Source organism: Rhodococcus sp. MSC1_016, from assembly GCF_023667485.2.
Classification (GTDB): domain Bacteria; phylum Actinomycetota; class Actinomycetes; order Mycobacteriales; family Mycobacteriaceae; genus Rhodococcus_F; species Rhodococcus_F oxybenzonivorans.
This window is the reverse complement of record NZ_JAMOZI020000001.1, coordinates 5,342,542-5,362,975: the sequence shown is the minus strand read 5'-3', so window position 1 is coordinate 5,362,975 and position 20,434 is coordinate 5,342,542. Positions and strand designations below refer to the sequence as shown.

Genomic DNA, 20,434 nt, shown 5'->3' with positions numbered 1-20,434 from the left:
CGTCGTTGCCTGCCCGTGGCGGCGGGGTTTTCGTGCGGTGGTGTCAGCGTGCGAGCACGGTGCCGAGGGCCCGGGTGAGCTCATCGGCGGGGTCTGCGGCGGCGCCGGTGCTGCGCCAGGCGACGTGGTTGTCCGGACGGACCAGGATCGCGCCGGTGTCGTCGGTCTGGCGGAGTTCGGCCCAGCGGCCGGTGGGGTCGGTGTAGTCGGCGCCACCGATCTGGGCGATCTTGATCTGGACCCCGAACTTGTCCTTGGCCAACCGGGCGGCGTCGGACCAGGCGGCACCGTCGGCGGCGGTGATGAGCACGAAGTGCGCGTTGTTTCCGGTGAGGTCGTGGGTGGAGATCTGCCGGCCGTTGTGCTCGATCCACGCGTGAGGCAGGCGGTGCCCGGGGCGGGTGGTGGGGTGGTAGGTGTGCCCCATCGGGTCGCGCGGCGGTGCCTCGGTGCCGTCCGGGACGAGGGCCCCGTCGCGGTAGGCAAAGCCGATTTCGAGGTCGTGGGCCTGGAATTCGGTGCGCTGGGTGCTGATCACCTCAGCCGCACGGGCGCGGCGGGTTTCGCCCATCGGGGTGTCGGAGAAGTAGTCCCGAAACACCTGGATCTGGGCTTCGAGAGGCTGGCCGGGGATCAGACCGAGGCCGGCGTCGATGACCATATGGTTGAGGAAGGTGAACATGGCCCAGTCGACGTTGCGCATGCCGACGAGGCGGCGTTCGGGTTCGTAGGTGTCGAGCAGGGCGGGGGCGGCGTCGCCGTTGAGGACCGCGGCCAGCTTCCAGACCAGGTTGTGGGCGTCCTGGATGGCGGTGTTCAGGCCGAGACCGGTGGTCGGCGGGTGCCGGTGGGCGGCATCACCGGCAAGGAAAACTCGGCCGATCTGGTACTTGTCGGCAAGCACGCCCTCGAGGATCCAGTGGCTGACCTTGTGCACCTCGAGTTCGAGGTCGGGAAGCTTGAGGAGCTCGCGCAGCCGCGGAACGATCGCCTCTTCGTCGAACCGGGCCGGGTCGTCCGGGCGGAAGGTGAAGTGCAGGACGAATTCTTCGGAATGCTTACCCCACGTGGGTCCCATGGCCGCCATGGCTCCGCTGCTCCAGGATCCGGCGCCCTCGGGGTTGAGCAGCCAGGTGATCAGGACGTCGTCCTCCCAGTACTGCGACAGGTCCGCGGTGAAATGGGTGCTGACCATGTCGAGAATCCCGGTCGGGCCCTCCATCTTGACACCGAGTTCGGGACCGACGGTCTTGCCGCCGTCCGCGGCGACCATGTACTGGGCGTGGACGGTGTAGGTCTCCTGCGTGCCGCGGTCGAGGACGACCGCGTGGATTCCGCTCTCGTCCTGCTCGAACGAGACGAGTTCGCGGCCGAAGTGGATCGAGTCCGGTGCCCTCTTCTCGGCATGCTCACGCAACAACGGTTCGAGCCGGATCTGTGGGTAGTTGCTCGACGGGCACGGGCTGTCGACCGCGTACTCGCTCTCGAGTCGTCCACCGCCGAACGACTCGAGCGTGTACAGGGTGCGGCCATCCAGTTCACCGTCGCCGCCGAGTGAGGTGACCCACCGGGTCTTGCCCATGTTCTTCGGCGGGGTGCCCACGTCGTAGATCGAGTCCGCGACCCCGACCTGGCGCAGCACCTCCATCGTCCGCTGGTTGAGGTAGTGCGCCTTGGGTAAGTGAGAGGTGCTGGTGTGCCGCTCGACGAGGTGGTGATCGATGCCGTGCTCGGACAGCAGGATCGAAGTGGTCAGTCCACACCCGCCTCCGCCGACGATGAGGATGGGAACGGTGATCTCAGACATGGCTGGTGCTCCTGGAAACAGTGGTGAGTGGGTGCGGACGGCCGGTGGCGGCGAAGCGGTGCCGCATCTCACCGATGGTGTCGGCTCGGCTGACGAGCTCGTCGTCGACACCGATGAGCCGTTTCGGCTCACGGGTGAAGCCGATACCCGAGGGGGTGCCGGTGAAGATGAGGTCGCCGGGGCGCAGCGGCAGAATCGACGACAGGTAGGACACGAGGACCGGGATCGGAAAAATCAGGTGCCGGGTGCGCGACTTCTGCATCAGCTCGCCCGACAGGATCGTGCTGACCTCGATGTCGTCGGCGTTCTCGAATTCGTCGGGGGTGACCAGCACCGGTCCGATCGGGGTGAATCCGGCGAACGACTTGCCGAGGCCGAACTGCTGCGGTGGGGGACCGGACAGCTGCAGGTCCCGCTCGGACAGGTCCTGGCCGAGGGTCAGCCCGGCGACGTAGTCCCAGCCCTCGGTGACGGGGACGTGTCGGGCTTCCTTGCCGATGACCGCCACCAGTTCGACCTCGAAATCCACCGAACCGCCGGGGTGTTCGATGGTGTCATGGGGGCCGGTGATCGAGGCGGGGAACTTGGTGAACACGAACGGGGTATCGGGCAGGGTCAGCCCGGACTCCTCGACGTGGTCGGCATAGTTCACGCCGATCGCGAAGATCTGACCCGGCCGGGGAACCGGAGCACCCAGCTCGGACTCGACCAACGGTGTTCCGTCGGTGAAGTCCACCGTGGCTGCCCATGAGGTGAACTCGTCCCATCGGTCGAAAATGTGCTGGGGTTCGGCGGAAAAACGACCCCCGCTGGCCGCCTCGACGTCGACGGCGATCCCGTCCACTACGACCTGGAGTCGGCCGGCTTGGTTTGCCACGCGCATGAGAAAAAGTCCTTAGATAAGGGGGAGTGCCGCTGGGTCGGGCTGAGCGCGAGCAGCTCAGCTGGTCAGTGCCGCCATCGGGTCGGGCAGGTCCGGGCTGGTCTGCAGGGCCCAGGAGTGGGTGGTGATCTCCGAGACCGGGGTGCCCTGGGCCAGTGCTTGTCGCATCCGCTCCGGGACGAACGACACCCCGACCGGGTTGCTGCCGTACTCGGGGCCGTTCATGTAGGCCGTCGCCTCGTCGGGGGTGGTGAAGTTGTCGATCTGCAGCTCGACGAAGTTGCCGTCCGGATCCTGGTAGTACAGGGACGTCGTGACGCCGTGCTGGATGGGCACCTTCGGCTCGATGCCCTTCTCCTTCAACGAGTCGTACCGATCGAGAAGATCCTCGAGCGTGTCGAAGGTGTACGCGGTGTGGTGCATGCCCGCCGCACCCGGATTGCGAGGTTCCAGTTGCACGGGGGCGCCGAGCAGCGCAACGCGGTGGTGCTCCTCGTCGAAGGTGATGAAGCACAGACCGTGCCCTTCGTAGACCACGTGCGCGGCCAGGACGGTGCAGTACCAGTCGCGCATCTCCTCGAACCGGCTCGTCTGCAGCACGACGTGCGCGAACTTAGGGGTGGCGGTCATCGTTGACTCCTTCGATTCGAATCACGGTCTGGTGACCGCGAGGGCGGTGTGAAACTCGCGCTCCTGGATGTCTGTCACACCGCTGAGTTGTGAATTGACCAGGGGCGATATTTGATAACAGCTCGCGTTGCGGCGAACCTGTGGCGAAGACCTTTTGTTGTGGTCTCCATCACGTTGCGTGTATCACCATTTCACGAGATTTCAGCTCGGATGGCTAGTAGCTGGAGAACAGGAACTTCGAGGGAAATTGGTTCACAGCCCAATTCGGGAGATGTGTTCGCTGTAGCGTTGAGGTGGTCGAAAGGATGTCAGGTGCCGCACTGGACTGGTGAACTCGCGGGAGCACGGGCCCGGCAATCGGAGCTCGAGTGGCTCAGCCCGGACGCCGAACGCGTTCGCGCCGCCCTCGGCGACGGCGCGGTGACCTGGGCCGTCGAGGTTGGTCAGGACATTGCCGCAAAAATCTCTCGGAAAGTTCCTGCAGTGGGCGACGGAGCGCCACCCCTGGACGCGATTCGGCGAGCCACCACCGCGACCGTGTTCCGGGCGCTGACGCTGACCGCGGGTATCGGCGAGTCGGAACCCACTCTGGCCAGCGCCGAAGTGGAGGACATCGCCAGAGACTTCGCCCGGCGGGGTTTGGAGCTCGACGATCTGCTCCGGACCATCCGCGTCGGATATGCCGTGCTGGCGGCCGCACTTCTCGACGCAGCGACCCGGCTGATACCGCCGACCGAGAGCGGCGCCGAGATTCGCCGCATCTCCCTGCTCCTCTTCGAGGTGCTCGACGACTTCACCGGTGTGGCCGCCGCGGCCTTCCTCGATGAGCAGAGCGCCTGGGCGGCGGGGGTGTCGGCGGCCCGGCTCGACCTGGTCACCAAGATCATCGCCGCCGACCCCATCGAACTCGCCCACGCCGAACAGGTCCTCGGCTACCCACTCGGTGGGCACCACGTGGCCATCATCGCCTGGAGCGGTCCCCACTCGAGCCACGACCTGCGGGCCGTCGTCGACCCGGTGCTCCGGCACTGGGGAACGCCGACAGCATCATTGGTGATACCCATCGGTCTCCAAGCGATCTGGGCGTGGGGGGCGATCACCCCGGATCCGACCCGAGCCCTGACCTCCTCCCTACCCGACTTCGGTGACACCTTCGTCGTCGCCGGCCAACTCGGCTCCGGGATGGAAGGATTCCGCCGAAGCCACCTCGAGGCCCGGGCCGTCGAGCGACTGGTTCGACTCCGTTCGGGCCATCCGCCCACCACCACCGCTCACGAGCACATCGGCCTGGAAGTGCTCCTGCTCGCCGACCCGGAAGCCGCGGTGCAGTTCGCCTCCCGCCTGCTCGGCCCGCTCGCCGGCGAAGACCCCCGGATGGCCGACCTGCGGTCGACTTTGAGCCTCTATCTCGACATGGACCACAGCCTTGCCAAAGTCGCTTCGGCAGAGCATATTTCCAAGAACACGGTGACCTACCGAGTGCAGAAGGCCTTGAGCCTGTGCTCGCCTTCGGATGGATCGACCACGGACCTGCGTGCCGCGCTCCGCATTTACGAGTGGCTCCGAGACGCCCCCATCGCTCAGTGGGAACGATCGTAGGTCGATGGCCCGACCCTCGGCTGGTCCAGAGACCAAAAGTCGGCGACAACGCTGGGCTCTGCAGTAGTGCGAACTGGGTAACTGATGCGGTCTACTTGTGGTGTAGAACACAGCGGGTGGTGAAAGCCCGAAGGCCAGCGGCACCCGTCCCGTTTGGATTCCACGGATCGTTGCGCTGAGAGCCGCAGTCGACAGAAGGAAGATTTACCATGAATACCCCCTCGAGTCCTGTCCAGGAAGCGTTCAAGGACGTGATGGCACACGTGGCCACTCCGGTCGCCGTCGTGACCTCCATGGACGGCGGCCTGCCCTTCGGCACCACCGTCAGCGCCTTCACCTCTTTGTCGATGACACCCCCCATGGTCCTGGTCTCCTTGGACCGCGGATCGGAGACGCTCGAACTGATCACGGCATCGAAGAAGTTCGGATTGAACGTGTTGGGCCGCGACCAGCAAGGAACCGCGCTGAAGTTCGCGAAGAAGGGCGGAATAGGCAAGTTCCACGGCGTGCGGTGGGACCTAGACCACGAACTTCCCCGAATCGCCGGCGCCGCCGGCTGGATCGCCTGTCACGTCGAGCAGTTCGTCGAGGGCGGAGACCATGTGGTCGTACTCGGCAACGTCGTTGCTGCAGAAAACAATTACAGCGACCCGCTCACCTATCACCGCCGTGTATTCGGCACGCACTCGGCGCTCGAATCCGCATAACTTTACCGATTACGCAATCCGCAAAGGAAGGCACGCCATGACGACCTCGTTAGCGCCCCGCACTACGCACCATCGGTCATGGTCGGCAATCGCAGCCGGTAGCCGCGCCCTCGCCGCCGGCGAGCTGATTATCCTCAGCCATCACCGCCGCGTCGTGCTCGTCGGGTGCGCCGGCGCCGCGACCACCGAGCAGATGGCCTTCCTGATCCGCCACACCACGGGATTTCTGCAAGTGGCGCTGCACGAACGGATCTGTGACCGTCTCGTACTGCCGGAAGCGACCCCCACGGTTCGGGCCATCTCCACGCTCGGCCACGGCCAATGTGTCACCGTCGATGCCGCCGCCGGCATCACCACCGGGATCTCTGGCGCCGACCGGGCGCGCACGGCACGCATTCTCGCCGACCCGGCCACGGAACCGGACGATCTCACCAGGCCTGGGCACCTGATCCCGGTTCGAGTAACACCCATAGAGTTTCGTACGCGCCTGACCACCGCGTCAGTCGCCCTCGCGCTCACCGACACTGCTGAATCCCACTACTCGGGCGCGGTGTTCGCCGACCTCGACGGCATCGCCGACCCGACAGACGTCGGCGATCGAGGCGATGCCGAGATCCTTGCCGACCGGTACGGGCTCACACTCGTCGCCGGCCCGGACCCTGAGGGTACTTTCCGCTGACATCCCTCCGTGCCGTACGCGACACGCACACCGACCAAGCCGGCATCCACTTACCTCAGGCGCGGTTCCTGCATGCCCCGAATTAAGCAGATCGCCCCAAACGCTGAGAAACACCACCCCACACATCGGAGGAAACAATGGACATCACCCGTACCGAACTCATGGACCGGGTACACGCCCTGGTACCCGCCTTCGCCGAACGCGCCCAGAAGACCGAGGAGAACCGTGCTCCCCTCGACGAGACGATCACCGACCTCATCGACTCGGGAATTCTGGCCACGCTGACCCCCAAGGAGTACGGCGGACTCGAGCTCGGACTCGACGTTGCCGCCGAGATCGTCCGCACCATCAGCGCGGTCTGCCCGTCGACAGGGTGGGTCACCTCCTTCTACATCGGAGCGGCCTGGCGGGTGAACATCTTCACCGAACAGGCCCAACGAGAAGTGTTCGCCGACAAGCCTTACACCCTCACCGCCGGTACCGCGGCCCCGCTCGGGAAGGTGCAGAAGGTTGACGGCGGCTACCGCATCACCGGGCAGACGGCATGGAACTCCGGTTCGGTGCACGCGGAGTGGTTCACCTTCGCCGGTGTGGTGTTCGAGGAGGGCAGCGCCCCCACCCCGTTGTGGTTCCTGGTGCCCCGCGAGGACGTCAAGATCCTCGACACCTGGTACATCGCCGGCATGTCCGGAACCGGCAGCAATGACATCAGCGTCGAGGACGTGTTCGTCCCGGAGTACCGCACCGGGCCGTTCGCCCTCGCACTCGCCGGTACCGCTCCCGGGCAGCTGCTCCACCCCAATCCCATGTACCACCTGCCCTTCCTGCCGTTCGCGATGGCCGAGGTCACCCCGGTCGTCGTCGGTGCGCTACGCGGTGCGGCGGACGCGTTCGTCCAGCGCACCAAAGACCGGCAGGGCACAATCAGCCAGGAGAAGGCCTCCGGCAAGCAGGCCGCCCAGATGCGCCTCGGCCGGGCGCTGGCCGCGGCGGACGCCGCCGAAACCCTCCTCGATGCCTTCTTCGAGCGCCTCACCGCGCAGCGACCCGAGCAGTCCGACCCCCGCGATCGTGCCGAAATGAAGCTCAAGGCCGCATATTTGGCGGACCTGGCCCGCAACGCCCTCAACGACATGGTTCGCGGAATCGGTGGGGACGGGTACCGGACCTCCGCACCGATCCAGCGGTTCTTCCGTGACCTGTCCGTGCTGTCGGTGCACGCATTCCTCGACATCGATACGGCCTCGGAAACCATCGGCCGGTTCACCCTCGACCTTCCCGTCGCCGATCCGCTCCTCTGACCGGATGCTGCTCCCTCTCATCCCGAGCCTCGGCCCTCAGCTGAAGCCGCGGCCGAGGCTCGGGAGGGGCAATCGAGTAACCGCACAACACCCGATCCGCCTTCCCGCATCACCGTCTGCAAAGAATGAGGAAAAGAGCACTGGTGAACAGCAACTCGACGATCGAACGCCTCGACGACGCAGCCAGAGACCTGCTGTTCGCGGCCGCACGAACAGTGAACAACTTCGCCCCGACCCCGGTCAGCGATGACGAACTCGCACAGATCTGGGAAATGACCCGCTGGGCGCCCACGGCAGCGAACTCCCAGCCGATGCGCGTGCACTTCATCCGCACCGACGCCGCTCGCCGCAGACTGCTCGACCATCTCGACGAGGGTAACCGTGAGAAGACGGCGTCAGCGCCCGTTACCGCAATTCTTTCGGTAGACAGCGAATTTCACGAGCACTTGCCCCGGCTGCTGCCCATCCGGCCACAAATCCGTGACGTCTTCGCCGACAACGACGCGTTGCGCGAGCGCACCGGCAACTTCAACGCCGCCCTGCAGGCGGGGTACTTCATCCTCGCCATCCGTGCCGCCGGTTTGGCGGCCGGGCCGATGGCCGGCTTCGATCCCGCAGGAATAGACGCGGAATTCTTCTCCGGAACCTCCTGGAGGTCCATCCTGGTCGTCAACATCGGATACCCCGGCGAGAATCCGTGGTTCGAGCGTCTCCCCAGACTCGACCCCGAAGAGACCGTGCGCTGGGGTTGAGGGCTGTAGACCCCACTCCGATCGTCCATCTCAAGTCTAGATCGACCCCACACAGTGCGGGGCCATCCCATCACAACACCAGAGGAAGAGAGTCCGCGATGACCACAGCCACGATCCAGGTCGAGACCACCCGTAAACTTCTCGAAGCCGCCGACACCGACATCGCAGCGTTCTTCGACTTCTTTTCCGACGACTGCGTTTTCCGCATGGGCAACAACGCCCCCGTCATCGGCAAGGGCGCGATCCAAGCCTGGGTAGCGCAATACCTCACCTCAGTGGCGTCGATGCGCCACCAGATCATCGAAGAATGGTCGGAAGGCACCGTCGCCGCGCTCCGGGTGGAGGTCACCTACACCCTGCAGAACGGTGAATCCTTCACACTCCCGGCCGTCACGCGCACCCGCGTCGAGAACAACAAGGTCACCGAATACCTGATCTTCATGGACCCCAGCCCCGTTACCTCAGCCCCCTCGTAATAGACATCCACATCTAGGCCTCCGCACCTGCCCCGACTGTTGCCGATCCGGCGGGACTTCTCGAGGACTGACAACCTCGAGTGACGTGGCGCTCCACAAGCGCCCGTTCCGACGCGGGTGAATGTGGTGGGACCACTACATTTTTCGTTTGCGAGTCATGGGGCGCCCGCTCGGAGAGGTCATGGTGACGGTTTCAGATGTAGAAGGTTCAGCGCGGTTGCTCCGACCGCGCGATGACGATGCGTTGCGCGCCGAGCTACGCGTCATCGCAGCGGGATTCGCGACACCCGCGGTGATATTCGGCGGCCCTGTCTCAGCGGGAACCCTGCAGATCTCCGAGACGCTCGGCACCAGAACTGCCGGACTGCGCGGCCTGCTGGTTTCGCCGATGTTGGGTCTCGGCGGGCGTGCGATGACCCAGGGTCGGCCCCAGTGGGTCGAGGATTACGCGAGCGCGCAGACCATCACCCACGACTACGACCGGCCGGTCATCAACGAAGGACTACGATCCATCATCGCGGTACCGGTGGTGGTCGACGGCGGACCGCGCGCCATCATGTACGCCGCATTTCGTCAATCCGCCCCACTCGGAGGTCGACTATTCGACATACTTTCCCGGGCCGGGAACCGACTCGCCGCCGAGATCACCATTCGAGACGAAGTCGACCGACGAGTCGAGTTGATCGACACACTTGTCGATGGTGGGCACGCCCCCACCACAACGGCACTGATCGAAAACATCCGCGAAATCCACACCGAGCTGCGCGCACTGCTGCGCACCGCCCCGGACTCGACACTCGCAACAAGCCTGCACTCTCTCGCCGACAAACTCGCCGGTCTGTCCCGCGGCGACCTCCCCGCCACCGACGTCACCTTGTCCGGTCGCGAGATCGACGTCCTCACCTATGTTGGACTCGGTTACACCAACGCTATGGTGGCGCAACGACTGTCGATCACACCGGAAACGGTGAAGCACTATCTACGCGGAGCGATGGGCAAACTGGATGCCCGCTCCCGAGTCGAGGCGGTATCGCGTGCTCGCCGACTCGGGCTCCTCCCGTAATCCGCGCGCGGCTCCCGCGACACCCCCCATCCGGGGGTGATGACACCTGCTGTGACGCACCTAACATCGGATTCGCAGGCGGTCCATCGTGACCGCTTTCACGTCATTGCTCGACGAAGAAGGAGAATGCTGTGCACTTTCGACGGACCGGACTGGTAGGGCTGGCCACGTCACTGGCCCTCGTTCCCACGGTGGTGGCCATGGGACCGGCGACAGCTGAACCGCCCGCCGCGGCGGGTGACTTCTACCACGTGCCGGCCGACCTGCCCGGGAGCAACGGCGCCGTCATCAAGTCCGAGCCCGCGGCCCTACTGGCAGGCTCGCCCCTGGCCGCGGCCATCCCGGCGACCGCGACCCGGATCATGTACCAGAGCGCCGACACCCACGGCGCACCGATCGCCACCACCGGTATCGTGCTCGACCCCACCGGCCCGTGGGCCGGGCCGGGGCCTCGCCCGCTGGTCAGCCTCGCGGTCGGGACGCACGGGGCCGGCGATGCCTGCGGACCGTCGCGTCTTCTCGCCGACGCGGTGACCGTCGACGGATCCGGCGTGCCAATGCTCGAACTACAGATCGCCGATATTGCCGCGCTGGCCGCGCGCGGAATCGCGGTGGTCGTCACCGATTACCAGGGCCTCGGAACCGAAGCTGTTCACACCTATCTGCAACCGGTCCCGGAAGCCCACGCCGTGCTCGATGCGGCACGAGCTGCAATCGGTTTGGGTGTCGTGGAACCGACCGCCCCAGTTGGCGTCTGGGGTGTATCGCAGGGCGGTCAAGCCGCAGGCGGGACCGCACAACTGGCCACCAGCTACGCTCCCGACGTCAATCTGGTGGGTACGGTCATAGGTGCACCAGCGGTCAGCGCGACTGCAACACTGCACAATGCCGACGGCAAGCTCCTCAACGGAATTATCGGCTTCTTCCTCAACGGACTCATGGCAAGTCACCCCGAACTCACCGAAGCGATCACCACCACACTGAATCCGGCCGGGATGGAATTTCTCCATGAAACAGCCCAGCAATGCGACTTCGGGATCATGTTGACGAGGTCGTTCGCCCCGACCTCGGAATACACCCGAAACGGGCAGTCCATCACCGACAACCTCATGGCGGACCCAGCGATTCGTCCGGTGCTGGATAATCTCGATCTGCGTACCGGCCCGACACCCGACAAACCAGTTCTGATCATGCAGAACATCAACGACGAGGTCGTAGACCCCACTATGACCCGGCAACTCGCCGACACCTGGTGCTCGCACGGCGCAACAATCGCCTACGACACCAGCACGGACACCCCACCGCTACTCCCGCAGATCGGGTTCCTCGCTCACGCGGCTACTTTGCGCGGCTTCGGCGAAGCCATTCAATGGTTGGTCGATCGGTTCACCGGCCAAAGCCTGCAGCGCGGATGCACAAACTGATACCGGCAACGGCACCTATGCCGGCGCCCAGAATAATCCTGAGGAGAGATCGATGAGAGCAGCAGTGGTGCACAGTTGGGGCGATGCCGACCAACTCGGCGTGGAAAGCGTTCCCGATCCCACCCCCAAGGACGGTGAGGTGCTGGTTGAGCTGCGTGCCAGCTCGTTGAATTGGCACGACGTGCTCGTCCGCCAGACCGGGCGAGGTTTCGCGACGCCGAGCATCCTGGGTATGGACGGTGCGGGGACCCGGCTCGACACCGGGGACGACACCATCATCTACCCGTGCCTGAACTGGGGCAGCGACGAGACGGCACCGGGGAAGGATTTTTCCATCCTCGGCGACAGCACCGACGGAACGTACGCGGACGTGGTGTCCGTTCCGGTCGAGAACTTGTTTCCCAAGCCGGAGCACCTGTCCTGGGAGGAGGCGGCAGCGCTGCCCTGTGCAGGGTTGACCGCCTATCGTGCAATGTTCACGCGCGCCGGCCTGAAAGACGGTGAGACGGTGCTGGTCCTGGGGGCCGGAAGTGGGGTGTCCACGTTCGCGGTGGCGTTCGGTGCCGCGGCCGGTGCTCACGTGCTGGTGACGTCGTCGAGTAGCGACAAGATCGAGTCCGTGCGGGCGATCGGCGCCGAGCGCGGGTTCCTCTACACCGATTCGGACTGGGTCGAGCAGGTCGTCGAGGCCACCGGTGGGGGAGTGGACGTGGTGATCAGCGGTACCGGTGCCAACCTGGCCGAGGCCCTCGGGTGTCTCAAGCCGGGTGGTCGGATCGCTGTCTTCGGCTCGAGCGCGGGTAGAACGGCGACGTTCGAGGTGCCGGTGCTCTACTTCGGGCAGTTCACGATCTTGGGTACCACGCTGGGTAGCCCGACGGATTTCGGGCGGATGCTTGACTTCGTCGACAGGCACCGGATTCGGCCGGTGATCGACTCGACGTGGGCTCTCGATGATGTCGTTGCAGCCCACCGGCATCTCGAGTCCCGCCAACACCTCGGCAAGATCGTGCTCGTGAACAAAGTGGGCTGAATTCACTATCGCCTGGATCCGATTTCGACAGCAGATCGTCCGTCTGCCAGTTCGCAACGTCACCCCAGTTTCGGACCACCGGGTATGCCTTTGGCTCGCACACGGGATGTGCCGCGCCGGCTGTGATTCCGAACTCGATGAGCATCACCGACGCGGGTATGTGCACGCCGACCTCCTCGCCGTCGTCCACATCGCTGATCCATGGAAACGGCTGACAATATCCGCTGCTGGGCTGGTGCCAGATCGGCGCTGATTAAAACACGATCCGGGAACGGACAGGTGGGACTCAGCCGATGCGGGGAAGGTCTTCTTCCGCCCAGGCGGCCATGGTGGCCAGCACGACCTCGAGTCGGGCACCTGCCGGGGTGAGTTCGTACACCACTCGAGGTGGGATCTCCGCATAGGCGGTGCGGGTCACCAGCCCTGTCCGTACGAATCGCTGAAGTCGTGAGGAGAGGGTTTTCGGGCTGATCCCCGGTAGTCCGGCGCGCAGCTCGGTGAAGCGTTTCGGTCCGGTCAGCAAGTCCCGCACGATCAACGTTGCCCAGGGTCCGTCCAACACGGTCAGGAATCGGGCGACCGGACATTCCGGCAAGGTGTGTTCCAAATCACTCATGATTTTCTCTTTAGTTCATTTGAGGGAAGTGATTCCTCCAGGGAACTATAGAGGAGTCAGCCGGACTACACATCACCGAGGAACAGCATGAACACCACACCGCCAAGTATCAGCGCAATCCCCACGGCGAACACCGCAAGCGAGATGGTGCGCTCGACGACCTCGTCCGCGTTGAGGGTCGCCTTTCGTGAGTTGGAGCTCTATGACACCGGAGACGTCGCCGGGGCCGACGAGGTGTTCGCCCCCGATCTGATCGACCACAATCCGGCCGATCCCAGCGCCGCCTCGGCCATTGACGGCATGCGTTCGCTGATCACCTCGGTGCGTGACGGATTCACCGATACGCAGCACCGGATCCTTTTCCAGGGGGAGCTTCCCGGCGGCTGGGTGGTCCTTCACTGGCGTATGACGGCGACTCATACCGGAGAAGCTTTCGGGTTCGCCGCTACCGGAAAACAAGTTGCGCTCAATGGATGTGACATCATCCGCGTTGTCGATGGCAAGATCAGCGAGATCTACCACGTCGAACAAATGCTTCAGCTCGCCCAGCAACTCGGTGCCGCTGCCTAGCACGGAGCAGACGACGGCACCATTGAGGCGAGGTCGGGATTCCAAAGCGGCTATTTCAGGGCGTTCCATCCTGCTAACAAGCGTAGATATGCCGGCCCCAAGCTCTTGCACACAACTCTCGGAGAGCGCGCGAAATCCTTGATGGATCACGTAATTTCAGATGTCGGAAAGCTTGCGCCCGTTCCGTTCGTGCTGGACAGTTGCCATTTGTAGTGGGTGGCTGGTGCGTGCCTGAATATTGGAACGTCTTTGAATGGAATTGGTCCATGCGACACCTGATCAGCACCGAGACCGAATATCAGGCGCGCTGCAGTTCGACATAAGTCGAGCACACGTCCGATGTCCAGGCGTTGGACAGCGGGAGGGAATTTCGATCTGGTTCACTGTCTCGCGGACCGTGGGGGCGCTCGTTGCTCGAGCACAGCAGTGACCACCACCCGTGACTCACCATACCGGCTATCGATGTCGGTCTGCAGGCTGTAACCAACACGCGTCTCACCGCCGTCCGCGCCTCAGTGGCGGTCGCATACTTCACCTTGTTGATTCATCTTTCCCTGTCTCCCAGGCTCTCAGCTCGTTCGCGGGTTTTCCTGACCACCTCACAGAGGGACGTGGTGCAGGTCGCAACGCTGCCCCGCCAGGCCTGTGATCTGATCGGAACTTACACCTGTAGCGCTCGCCCTATGACTAGAGCGTTGAAGTTTGGGGCTGCCACCGAACGCACCGTTCCCGAGAGACACCCTTACGATGTCAGTGCCCACTGCGGATCGGTCCATTCGATCTCGTATCGGTCGGCGATGGCAGGAATCAGTTGTGCACAAGAACTGCTCACGCTCGTGGCAGGTCTTCACACAGGGTCGATCGAGGAGATGAGCCACCGTCCGTCGACCTTTTCGAGGCCAATCCGAAGGCGCGCACCGTCTATCTTCGGTGTCTGCTGGTCGGCGGCGGTTGTCGACTGGTTGATGAAGGCGAGCACCGTTGCATGCGCCTGGTCGGCGTCGATTACCGAAGCATCCTGTACAGCCGTGGTCGTTACGATCTTACGATCGGAGGCCGACGGCCGGACGGCGGAGTCGACCAGTTGCTGGAAGTCCGACTTGAAGTCTCCGGTCAAGGCGTCGGTCGCGCCGGTGAGCGACGCGTCGAGGGTGTCGTAGCTGTAGGAAAGAACCTTTGGCAGGAGGTCGCGGGCGGCTGCCACGGCCTCCGCGCGGGACGTGTCGGAGGTCTCCATCGCGCGCACCTTCCCGACGAGCACGGCGCCGATTGCGAGGAGCGCGCAGAGGATGAACGCCGAGCACCCAAGGGCAAGAACTCGCCGGCGACTCCTGCCCGCAATTGGGCGTCCCGGTTCGATCGAGACCTCCGTGGTGGTCACTGGCGGCTCACCGGACGACGTCGAATCGGCAGAGAACTCGTCCTGTGGTGTGGCGGATGATTTCATGGTTGTGCTTTCGGTGGCGGTCATGCGACGAACTCCAGATTCGAGATCATCCAGCGGTCGTTCTCTTGGGTGAGGCTTATTCTCATACGGAAATGCCGTTGCTCGCCGTCCGGGGCTTGGGCGTTCTTGACCGTCGCGGTCACTGCCGTCAGGACCAGTGCAGTTGTCGGGTCCTCGTGGGCGATTCCCGCCTCGATGACGTTCCCTACCGAATCGACCCTGCTGTCACTGACCATCTGGGTAACCGTGGCTGCTTGCTGGGCGAATTGGTCCCTGAAGGCGCCGGTGGCCATGCTCAGGACGTGGTCGATATCGGCCTGCGCAGTGTCGGCTTTGATACTTGTGAGACCGATGGAGGCGTCACGAGCAACGTCCAGGACGGCCGCGCGCTGCGCGTCGGCTCGGTTCGCGTCCTGCAGCCTGCCCCACAAGGTGGCCGTTACGACGGAGACAACGACGATGGCCGCGACCAGAACGAAGAATGTGGCACTGAACATTTTGTGGTCGGCCAGGTACTTCCGTGCGTGCGCGAGCGCGGTCCATGCCGCCCCCGGCTGCGGCCCGGTTCGAGTCGCTATCGACTCTGCCTTTTCGTCCACCTGGTGTGGGGATCGGGGGGCGGCCGCGTGATCGATGAGTCCCACAGCAGTGTCCGAACCGACATCTACTTCAGAATCAAATTTTTCCATGTTTCCTTCTCCATATCTTCCTCCTTGGCGGACACGGTGCCCAGCAGATACAGCCGCCCGTCCGGTCCTGACAACAGTCCAGTTCGTGGGTCGTAAGAGGTCTTCCAATCGCTGGTCTGCGCCTGGAGTCCCGGGCCGGCGGAAATCCCGTCCGGCACCGATGTCGGCGCAGCCGCCGGTGCGGGTGACGATGGCGGGAGCGCGGGGAAGCCGGGCGATGACAGCGCGACGGGGGGAACCGACCCTACAGGTACAGGCTGGCTGCCCCGAGGCCTGCCGAGGCACTCCTCGAAGTAGGGGGTGCGAAGCTCTTGGTCGTTCGCACACGGGGTGTTGCGTGCTCCACGCACGTCCCGCGGATCGTCCTGAGCAACCTTGCAGTACATGTCCGCAGGTTGCGGTGCCGGGCTGACGTCCTCCCACGCTCGTTGCTCGGACAGAGGATTGAATCCCTCATAGCACGGGGGCGGGTCGTTCGCGGTGGTGCGCACCCGAAGACGGATCGACGTACCCTCGTCGGTGTGGATGAAGGCCGTCTGCAACGCGGCGACTACAGCGGGATACAACACCAGCGACTGCGTTAGTCCTGGAATCTGGAGTCGCAGAACTTCTCCGGTGGACGTGAGATTGTCGAGCAGCACCGGCAACGACTGGGAAATTCCCGCCTCCAGGTCGGTGATTGCTGTTGCCGTTGTGGGAGCGTTGTCAACGACTGCCCGCAGATCGTGGTCGCTTTGCGCTAGTTGCGCTGTGAACGATGCCAAATCCCTGGTCAGTGATTGCACGTCGGCATTGACAGAACTCTGTGTCTGGAGGAAGGGCGGAAGCTCTCGGAACACTTCCCCTGATGAGTCGGCGTGGTCGACGGCCTCGCTGACGATGGTGTCTCCGTGCGATAGAAGTTCCCGTATGTCCTGTTCGGCACCCTGAAAAGCGGTGGACATCTCATCGAGAAGCACAGCGGAACTGTCGGCGGGGACCGCCCGCGCAAGCTCGGTCACGCTCGTCAGCATGTTCGTGATGGGCTCTTGCGGGGTCGTGCGGTCGGCTGGGATGACCGTACCGGCTTGCAGGAAGGGCGGTTGGTCCGTTCCGGAGGTGAGCTCGACGTACTGTTCGCCGACGGCGGTTGAACTGCGGATCGTGGCGTGCACGTCGGCCGGAATCGACGTGGAGTCGTCGAGGGAGAGGTCGAGGCGAGCGCCGGTTCCGTGCAGCGCGAGGCCAGCGACTTTCCCGACTTCGACGCCACGCAGGGTGACCAGGGCGCCGACGTAGATCCCGGTCGCGTCGGTGATTTCCGCGGAGACGTGGTACTGCTGAAAGCCCATCAGACGTGGAAGCTTCAGGTACTGAACTATGACGACAGCTGTGGCCACCACCGCGATGACGGCGAAGGCGGTGAGCTGCATTTTGATCAACCGTGTGAACATGTCAGTTACCCTGCCCGGGGTGTGGAAGAGCGGGAAGCAGCAACGATTGCAACGGACCGATTGTCCGTCCCGCATCGGTTGGTGGCGCGATCACGATCGGGGCCGTCGCAAACGCCCCACCGAGGTCCTTGGTGGTGAGATTGAAAGTACCTGCTGCACTGAGATAGTCGCCCTTGAGGACGTTGTCGTGAGTGCTGACCGGAAACAGCAATGTGAGGAGGATGTCGGCCGCGTTCGGTAGGTCCGGAGCAGCGGTTACCAGACTGTCAAGGATCGGTTGAAGGTCTGACATGATCGACAGCAGCGACTCGCGTGATCCTTCGACGGCCTGGGTGCCGAGATCTCCGAAGGTCGCCATCGCGCCGGCGGCGTTGACGATATCGTTCGACTGCCTGTTCAGTATTGTCAACCCTGGTTCGAGTCGTTCTATGGCACTGTCGAGTTCGAGTTTCTGATCTGTGAGGCTCATACCGAAGGTGTCCATCTGATCAATCAGGCCGGTGATCTCGTAGCGCTGGCTGTCGAGAGTCCCTACCAGTGCGTTGAGTTGATCGATGAGGTTCCGCACGGTTCGATCGTTCCCACCGAAGGACTTGTTCATCTCGACGGTGATGGTTCGCAGGTGGTCGACGGCGCCGCCGTTGAGCCAGAGCGACAACGAACCGAGCAACTCCTCGGTCTCCGGGAACTTGGAGGTGCGATCGAGCGGTATCACGGCACCGTCGTCGAGATGGCTGGTGCTCTGTCCCTCCGGTGGTACAGCAAGTTCGACGATCTGGGCGCCGAGGAGGCTCTTCTGGCTCACCGCCGCGGTCGTGTCGGACGGCAGGACGACGTCACCGCGTATCCCGACCTCCACAACCGGTTGCCAGCCGTCCAGGCGGATCGACCTCACTGTTCCGACTGTGACGTCGTTCAACTTCACTTCAGAATTCGGAACGAGGTTGGCGACACTGTCGAACTGTAGTGAGAGAGTGTAGCTGTCGTTGCCCGTTCCTTCACCGGGGAGCACGATCGAGTTGACCCCCTTGAAACCGCACCCGGCGAGCATGGCGGCAGCGAGGGTGAGCGCGGTGTAAGCGCTGATACGGCGGAGTGTGCGGCTCACTTCTGTCCTCCAGGAATTCCGAAGAGAGATCCCAGTGCGCCGGTATTGATCGGTGGTGTCCCGGGAACAGGCAGTGATGTGGCGCCCGGCGGTGCTTGGTCGGTGGTGCCCGGGCGATTCAAGATGTTGAAACCCAAAGGTAGATTCGGGTTGTTGAATTGCTCGAGATACGGGTCGAGAGATGCACGGCAGTCGTCGAGGGTACCTCCGAGGGAGAAGACGGTCTGGCACACGAAGGTCGGTACGTCGCCAAAGTGTGGCAGCGCGATTCTGCCGGTGAACGAATGCGAATTCGGGTCGTAGATGTTGTAGAAGTTGGCCAAGGTGACCGGGAGCGAGTGCAGCACGCTGGCTAGTGCGGTCTGGTTTTCTTGAACCATGGTGGCGACGTCGCTGAGTTGACTGACGCTCGACTGAATTCGGTCCTTGTTCTGCAGGACGAAATCGGACACCGCGCGTAAGGCCTCATCCAGCTGTGTGAGCGCTTCTGCCATCCGACCCCGATTGTCGTTCAGCAACGCGGCAATCGAGGCCAATTGCGATGTGAAACTCTGTATCTGCGCGTCGCTTTGGTTCATCGCGCGAATGAACTTGTTGAGGTTGTCGACCGTCGCGAACAGGTTCGTGCTGCTCCGACCAATGGTTGCCGCGGCGTCGTGTAGCGCGGAGATGGTCTCGCGAAGTGATTGGCCATTGCCTTCGAATGCAGTAGCGGCACTGTCGACGAACCGCGCGAGTGAGCCGGTGCGATCACTGTCCTGCGGCCCGAGCGCATCAGTGAGGGTTGTCAGTTCATCTTTGATCTGGTCCCATTCCACCGGCACCGCGGTGCGCTCGACCGGGATGTCGGCGCCGTCGGTGAGCTGGGGTCCGCCCGTGTACGCAGGTGCGAGTTGGATGTATCGCCCGCTGACGAGCGCAGGCGCGACGATCGCGGCCATCGCATCGGCCGGCACTTTGCGGTTGCCGTCGAACTCGAAAGAAACGACGACTTCGTCACCGTGTGGTTCGACCGACGTGACCTTTCCAACCTTCACACCGAGGATGCGTACCTCGTCATCGGTGTAGAGTCCGCTGACTCGCTCGAAGTGCGCGGTGACCCGTGTTGTCGGTGCGACGTGGTTCCATACGGTGATCGTGCCGAATCCTATGGTGATAACGGCGACGAGGCCGATCGCGAGGTATGCCCACCGCCTTGTGCGGCTGGTCGTGGGGGACATCATTTGCCTCCCGTCATCAGTTCCGGCAGGCCGGGAATCAGGTTGGTCGGAGCGAGGTTCGGGATGTACAGGTTGAAGCCAGGGAAGGCGGACAGGACCTCTCCCAGGGCGCGGAGAACTCCGGCACCACCGGTCAGAGTTCCCGCGACCGACTCGCGGTTGCGTTGGAGGAGCGCGAGCGCGCCGTCCAGTTGGTCCAGCGCAGGACGGAGCTGTTCCTGATTGTCGGTCACGGTCCCCTTCAACTGCACCGACAAGGCCGAGGTGTTGCTGAACAGTTGGTCGAGTGCCTGGCGTTGTTCGTTCAGTGTCGATATCAACGTCGAGCCGTCTCCGATGAGTTGCTGGATTTGGGTATCTCGGCTCGCGAGGATTCCGGACACGCTGGCGGTACTCGACAAGAGATCCTCAACCGCCTGGTCACGGCTTCCGACGGTCGCCGAAATACGTTTCATCCCGTCGAGAAAGGGCCGCATCTCGTCGTTGGTGTCGTCGAAGGTCTGGGAAAGGACATCCAGGTACTCCGCTACGCGAGGAGTATCGATGTCGCTTACGTTCTTCGTCAGATCCTCCAGCGCGGCCGCGACGTCGTACGGTGGTGTCGTGCGGTCGAGCGGAATCAGTTCGTTGTCACCCAGCTGTTCGTCGCCCGCCGGCACCACCTGCAAGGCTTTGCGGCCAAGGGGGTTTTGCGCCTTGATCTCGGCAGTGGTGAGATCACCGAGCTGCACCGAGTCGTTGTCGATGGTGAAGGTGACTTGTACCCAGGTGTCCATCAGCTCGACCGCGTCTACCTTGCCGGCGTGGACGCCCGAGACGATGACGCTGTCGCCGGATGCGATGGCCCCTGCCTCGGCGAACGCCGCACGATAAGTTCTGCCACCGAACGAACCCATGCCTCCGTTGAGCGCGAGGATGGCAACGAGGCTCACCAATATTACTGCGGTACCGACGAAACCGAGCCCAGCTGGGCTCCAACGAGGGAGTCGTAGTTGTT

At 63.7% G+C, this 20,434-nt stretch carries 20 protein-coding genes; 10 read left to right on the top strand and 10 right to left on the bottom strand.

Annotated elements, in window-relative coordinates; all coding sequences use genetic code 11:
- Positions 1 to 43: 43 nt before the first annotated feature.
- From L1080_RS25080 to L1080_RS25070, 3 genes are read right to left on the bottom strand one after another with little or no spacing between them, the layout of a single operon-like run.
- Positions 44 to 1,807, bottom strand: coding sequence for an FAD-dependent oxidoreductase (locus L1080_RS25080; protein WP_250766428.1), 1,764 nt, complete (start codon positions 1,805 to 1,807; stop codon positions 44 to 46).
- Positions 1,800 to 2,690 carry a fumarylacetoacetate hydrolase family protein gene (locus L1080_RS25075; RefSeq protein WP_250766425.1) on the bottom strand — a complete coding sequence of 297 codons (891 nt, stop codon included), beginning with the start codon at positions 2,688 to 2,690 and terminating at the stop codon, positions 1,800 to 1,802. The genes L1080_RS25080 and L1080_RS25075 overlap by 8 nt, the downstream gene beginning before the upstream one ends.
- 57 nt (positions 2,691 to 2,747) lie before the next feature.
- On the bottom strand, positions 2,748 to 3,320 hold the full coding sequence (locus L1080_RS25070) for a VOC family protein (protein WP_250766422.1): 573 nt from the start codon (positions 3,318 to 3,320) through the stop codon (positions 2,748 to 2,750).
- Positions 3,321 to 3,632: 312 nt separating this feature from the next.
- Between L1080_RS25070 and L1080_RS25065 the strand changes: the two genes are divergently transcribed.
- From L1080_RS25065 to L1080_RS25025, 9 genes are all read left to right on the top strand, one after another.
- Positions 3,633 to 4,919: a PucR family transcriptional regulator gene (locus L1080_RS25065; protein WP_250766415.1), complete on the top strand. Its 1,287-nt coding sequence runs from the start codon at positions 3,633 to 3,635 to the stop codon at positions 4,917 to 4,919.
- Between the two features lie 209 nt (positions 4,920 to 5,128).
- The gene (locus tag L1080_RS25060) at positions 5,129 to 5,626 is read left to right on the top strand and encodes a flavin reductase family protein (RefSeq protein WP_250766412.1); all 498 of its coding nucleotides are present in this window, start codon (positions 5,129 to 5,131) and stop codon (positions 5,624 to 5,626) included.
- Positions 5,627 to 5,663: 37 nt separating this feature from the next.
- Positions 5,664 to 6,305, top strand: coding sequence for a 3,4-dihydroxy-2-butanone-4-phosphate synthase (locus L1080_RS25055; RefSeq protein WP_250766409.1), 642 nt, complete (start codon positions 5,664 to 5,666; stop codon positions 6,303 to 6,305).
- A 137-nt stretch (positions 6,306 to 6,442) separates the two neighbouring features.
- Complete coding sequence (locus L1080_RS25050; RefSeq protein ID WP_250766407.1) at positions 6,443 to 7,606, top strand: acyl-CoA dehydrogenase family protein; 1,164 nt, start codon at positions 6,443 to 6,445, stop codon at positions 7,604 to 7,606.
- Between the two features lie 140 nt (positions 7,607 to 7,746).
- The gene (locus L1080_RS25045; RefSeq protein WP_250766559.1) at positions 7,747 to 8,358 is read left to right on the top strand and encodes a malonic semialdehyde reductase; all 612 of its coding nucleotides are present in this window, start codon (positions 7,747 to 7,749) and stop codon (positions 8,356 to 8,358) included.
- A 98-nt stretch (positions 8,359 to 8,456) separates the two neighbouring features.
- Complete coding sequence (locus L1080_RS25040) at positions 8,457 to 8,834, top strand: nuclear transport factor 2 family protein (protein WP_250766404.1); 378 nt, start codon at positions 8,457 to 8,459, stop codon at positions 8,832 to 8,834.
- A 181-nt stretch (positions 8,835 to 9,015) separates the two neighbouring features.
- Complete coding sequence (locus tag L1080_RS25035) at positions 9,016 to 9,897, top strand: LuxR C-terminal-related transcriptional regulator (RefSeq protein WP_250766401.1); 882 nt, start codon at positions 9,016 to 9,018, stop codon at positions 9,895 to 9,897.
- Between the two features lie 131 nt (positions 9,898 to 10,028).
- Positions 10,029 to 11,321 (top strand): lipase family protein, encoded by a 1,293-nt coding sequence (locus L1080_RS25030; RefSeq protein ID WP_250766398.1) that lies wholly within the window; start codon positions 10,029 to 10,031, stop codon positions 11,319 to 11,321.
- A 52-nt stretch (positions 11,322 to 11,373) separates the two neighbouring features.
- Entirely contained in the window at positions 11,374 to 12,354 is a 981-nt protein-coding gene (locus L1080_RS25025; protein ID WP_250766395.1) for a quinone oxidoreductase family protein, read from the top strand.
- 286 nt (positions 12,355 to 12,640) lie between these two features.
- Here L1080_RS25025 and L1080_RS25020 read toward each other — a convergent pair whose 3' ends face one another.
- The gene (locus L1080_RS25020) at positions 12,641 to 12,970 is read right to left on the bottom strand and encodes a winged helix-turn-helix transcriptional regulator (protein ID WP_250766392.1); all 330 of its coding nucleotides are present in this window, start codon (positions 12,968 to 12,970) and stop codon (positions 12,641 to 12,643) included.
- 87 nt (positions 12,971 to 13,057) lie between these two features.
- On the opposite strand from L1080_RS25020, the gene L1080_RS25015 reads away from it, so the two are divergent.
- Entirely contained in the window at positions 13,058 to 13,540 is a 483-nt protein-coding gene (locus L1080_RS25015; protein ID WP_250766388.1) for an ester cyclase, read from the top strand.
- 847 nt (positions 13,541 to 14,387) lie between these two features.
- On the opposite strand, the gene L1080_RS25010 is transcribed toward L1080_RS25015, so the two are convergent.
- The 6 genes from L1080_RS25010 to L1080_RS24985 form a co-directional block, all read right to left on the bottom strand.
- Positions 14,388 to 14,921: a hypothetical protein gene (locus tag L1080_RS25010; protein WP_459031705.1), complete on the bottom strand. Its 534-nt coding sequence runs from the start codon at positions 14,919 to 14,921 to the stop codon at positions 14,388 to 14,390.
- A gap of 86 nt (positions 14,922 to 15,007) precedes the next feature.
- Positions 15,008 to 15,676, bottom strand: a complete 669-nt coding sequence (locus tag L1080_RS25005) for a hypothetical protein (RefSeq protein WP_250766382.1) — start codon at positions 15,674 to 15,676, stop codon at positions 15,008 to 15,010.
- Entirely contained in the window at positions 15,652 to 17,109 is a 1,458-nt protein-coding gene (locus tag L1080_RS25000) for an MCE family protein (RefSeq protein ID WP_250766379.1), read from the bottom strand. The genes L1080_RS25005 and L1080_RS25000 overlap by 25 nt, the downstream gene beginning before the upstream one ends.
- Before the next feature lies 1 nt (position 17,110).
- Positions 17,111 to 18,217 (bottom strand): MCE family protein, encoded by a 1,107-nt coding sequence (locus tag L1080_RS24995; protein WP_250766377.1) that lies wholly within the window; start codon positions 18,215 to 18,217, stop codon positions 17,111 to 17,113.
- Positions 18,214 to 19,437, bottom strand: coding sequence for an MCE family protein (locus L1080_RS24990; protein WP_250766374.1), 1,224 nt, complete (start codon positions 19,435 to 19,437; stop codon positions 18,214 to 18,216). Before L1080_RS24990 ends, L1080_RS24995 begins: the two co-directional genes overlap by 4 nt.
- Entirely contained in the window at positions 19,437 to 20,369 is a 933-nt protein-coding gene (locus L1080_RS24985) for an MCE family protein (RefSeq protein WP_250766372.1), read from the bottom strand. The genes L1080_RS24990 and L1080_RS24985 overlap by 1 nt, the downstream gene beginning before the upstream one ends.
- Positions 20,370 to 20,434 lie beyond the last annotated feature (65 nt).

Bases quoted from the DNA above. Each gene is read 5' to 3' on its own strand.
- L1080_RS25080 (WP_250766428.1), bottom strand. From the start codon at position 1,807: ATGTCTGAGATCACCGTTCCCATCCTCATCGTCGGCGGAGGCGGGTGT.
- L1080_RS25075 (WP_250766425.1), bottom strand. From the start codon at position 2,690: ATGCGCGTGGCAAACCAAGCCGGCCGACTCCAGGTCGTAGTGGACGGG.
- L1080_RS25070 (WP_250766422.1), bottom strand. From the start codon at position 3,320: ATGACCGCCACCCCTAAGTTCGCGCACGTCGTGCTGCAGACGAGCCGG.
- L1080_RS25060 (WP_250766412.1), top strand. From the start codon at position 5,129: ATGAATACCCCCTCGAGTCCTGTCCAGGAAGCGTTCAAGGACGTGATG.
- L1080_RS25055 (WP_250766409.1), top strand. From the start codon at position 5,664: ATGACGACCTCGTTAGCGCCCCGCACTACGCACCATCGGTCATGGTCG.
- L1080_RS25050 (WP_250766407.1), top strand. From the start codon at position 6,443: ATGGACATCACCCGTACCGAACTCATGGACCGGGTACACGCCCTGGTA.
- L1080_RS25040 (WP_250766404.1), top strand. From the start codon at position 8,457: ATGACCACAGCCACGATCCAGGTCGAGACCACCCGTAAACTTCTCGAA.
- L1080_RS25035 (WP_250766401.1), top strand. From the start codon at position 9,016: ATGGTGACGGTTTCAGATGTAGAAGGTTCAGCGCGGTTGCTCCGACCG.
- L1080_RS25025 (WP_250766395.1), top strand. From the start codon at position 11,374: ATGAGAGCAGCAGTGGTGCACAGTTGGGGCGATGCCGACCAACTCGGC.
- L1080_RS25020 (WP_250766392.1), bottom strand. From the start codon at position 12,970: ATGAGTGATTTGGAACACACCTTGCCGGAATGTCCGGTCGCCCGATTC.
- L1080_RS25015 (WP_250766388.1), top strand. From the start codon at position 13,058: ATGAACACCACACCGCCAAGTATCAGCGCAATCCCCACGGCGAACACC.
- L1080_RS25005 (WP_250766382.1), bottom strand. From the start codon at position 15,676: ATGGAAAAATTTGATTCTGAAGTAGATGTCGGTTCGGACACTGCTGTG.
- L1080_RS25000 (WP_250766379.1), bottom strand. From the start codon at position 17,109: ATGTTCACACGGTTGATCAAAATGCAGCTCACCGCCTTCGCCGTCATC.
- L1080_RS24990 (WP_250766374.1), bottom strand. From the start codon at position 19,437: ATGTCCCCCACGACCAGCCGCACAAGGCGGTGGGCATACCTCGCGATC.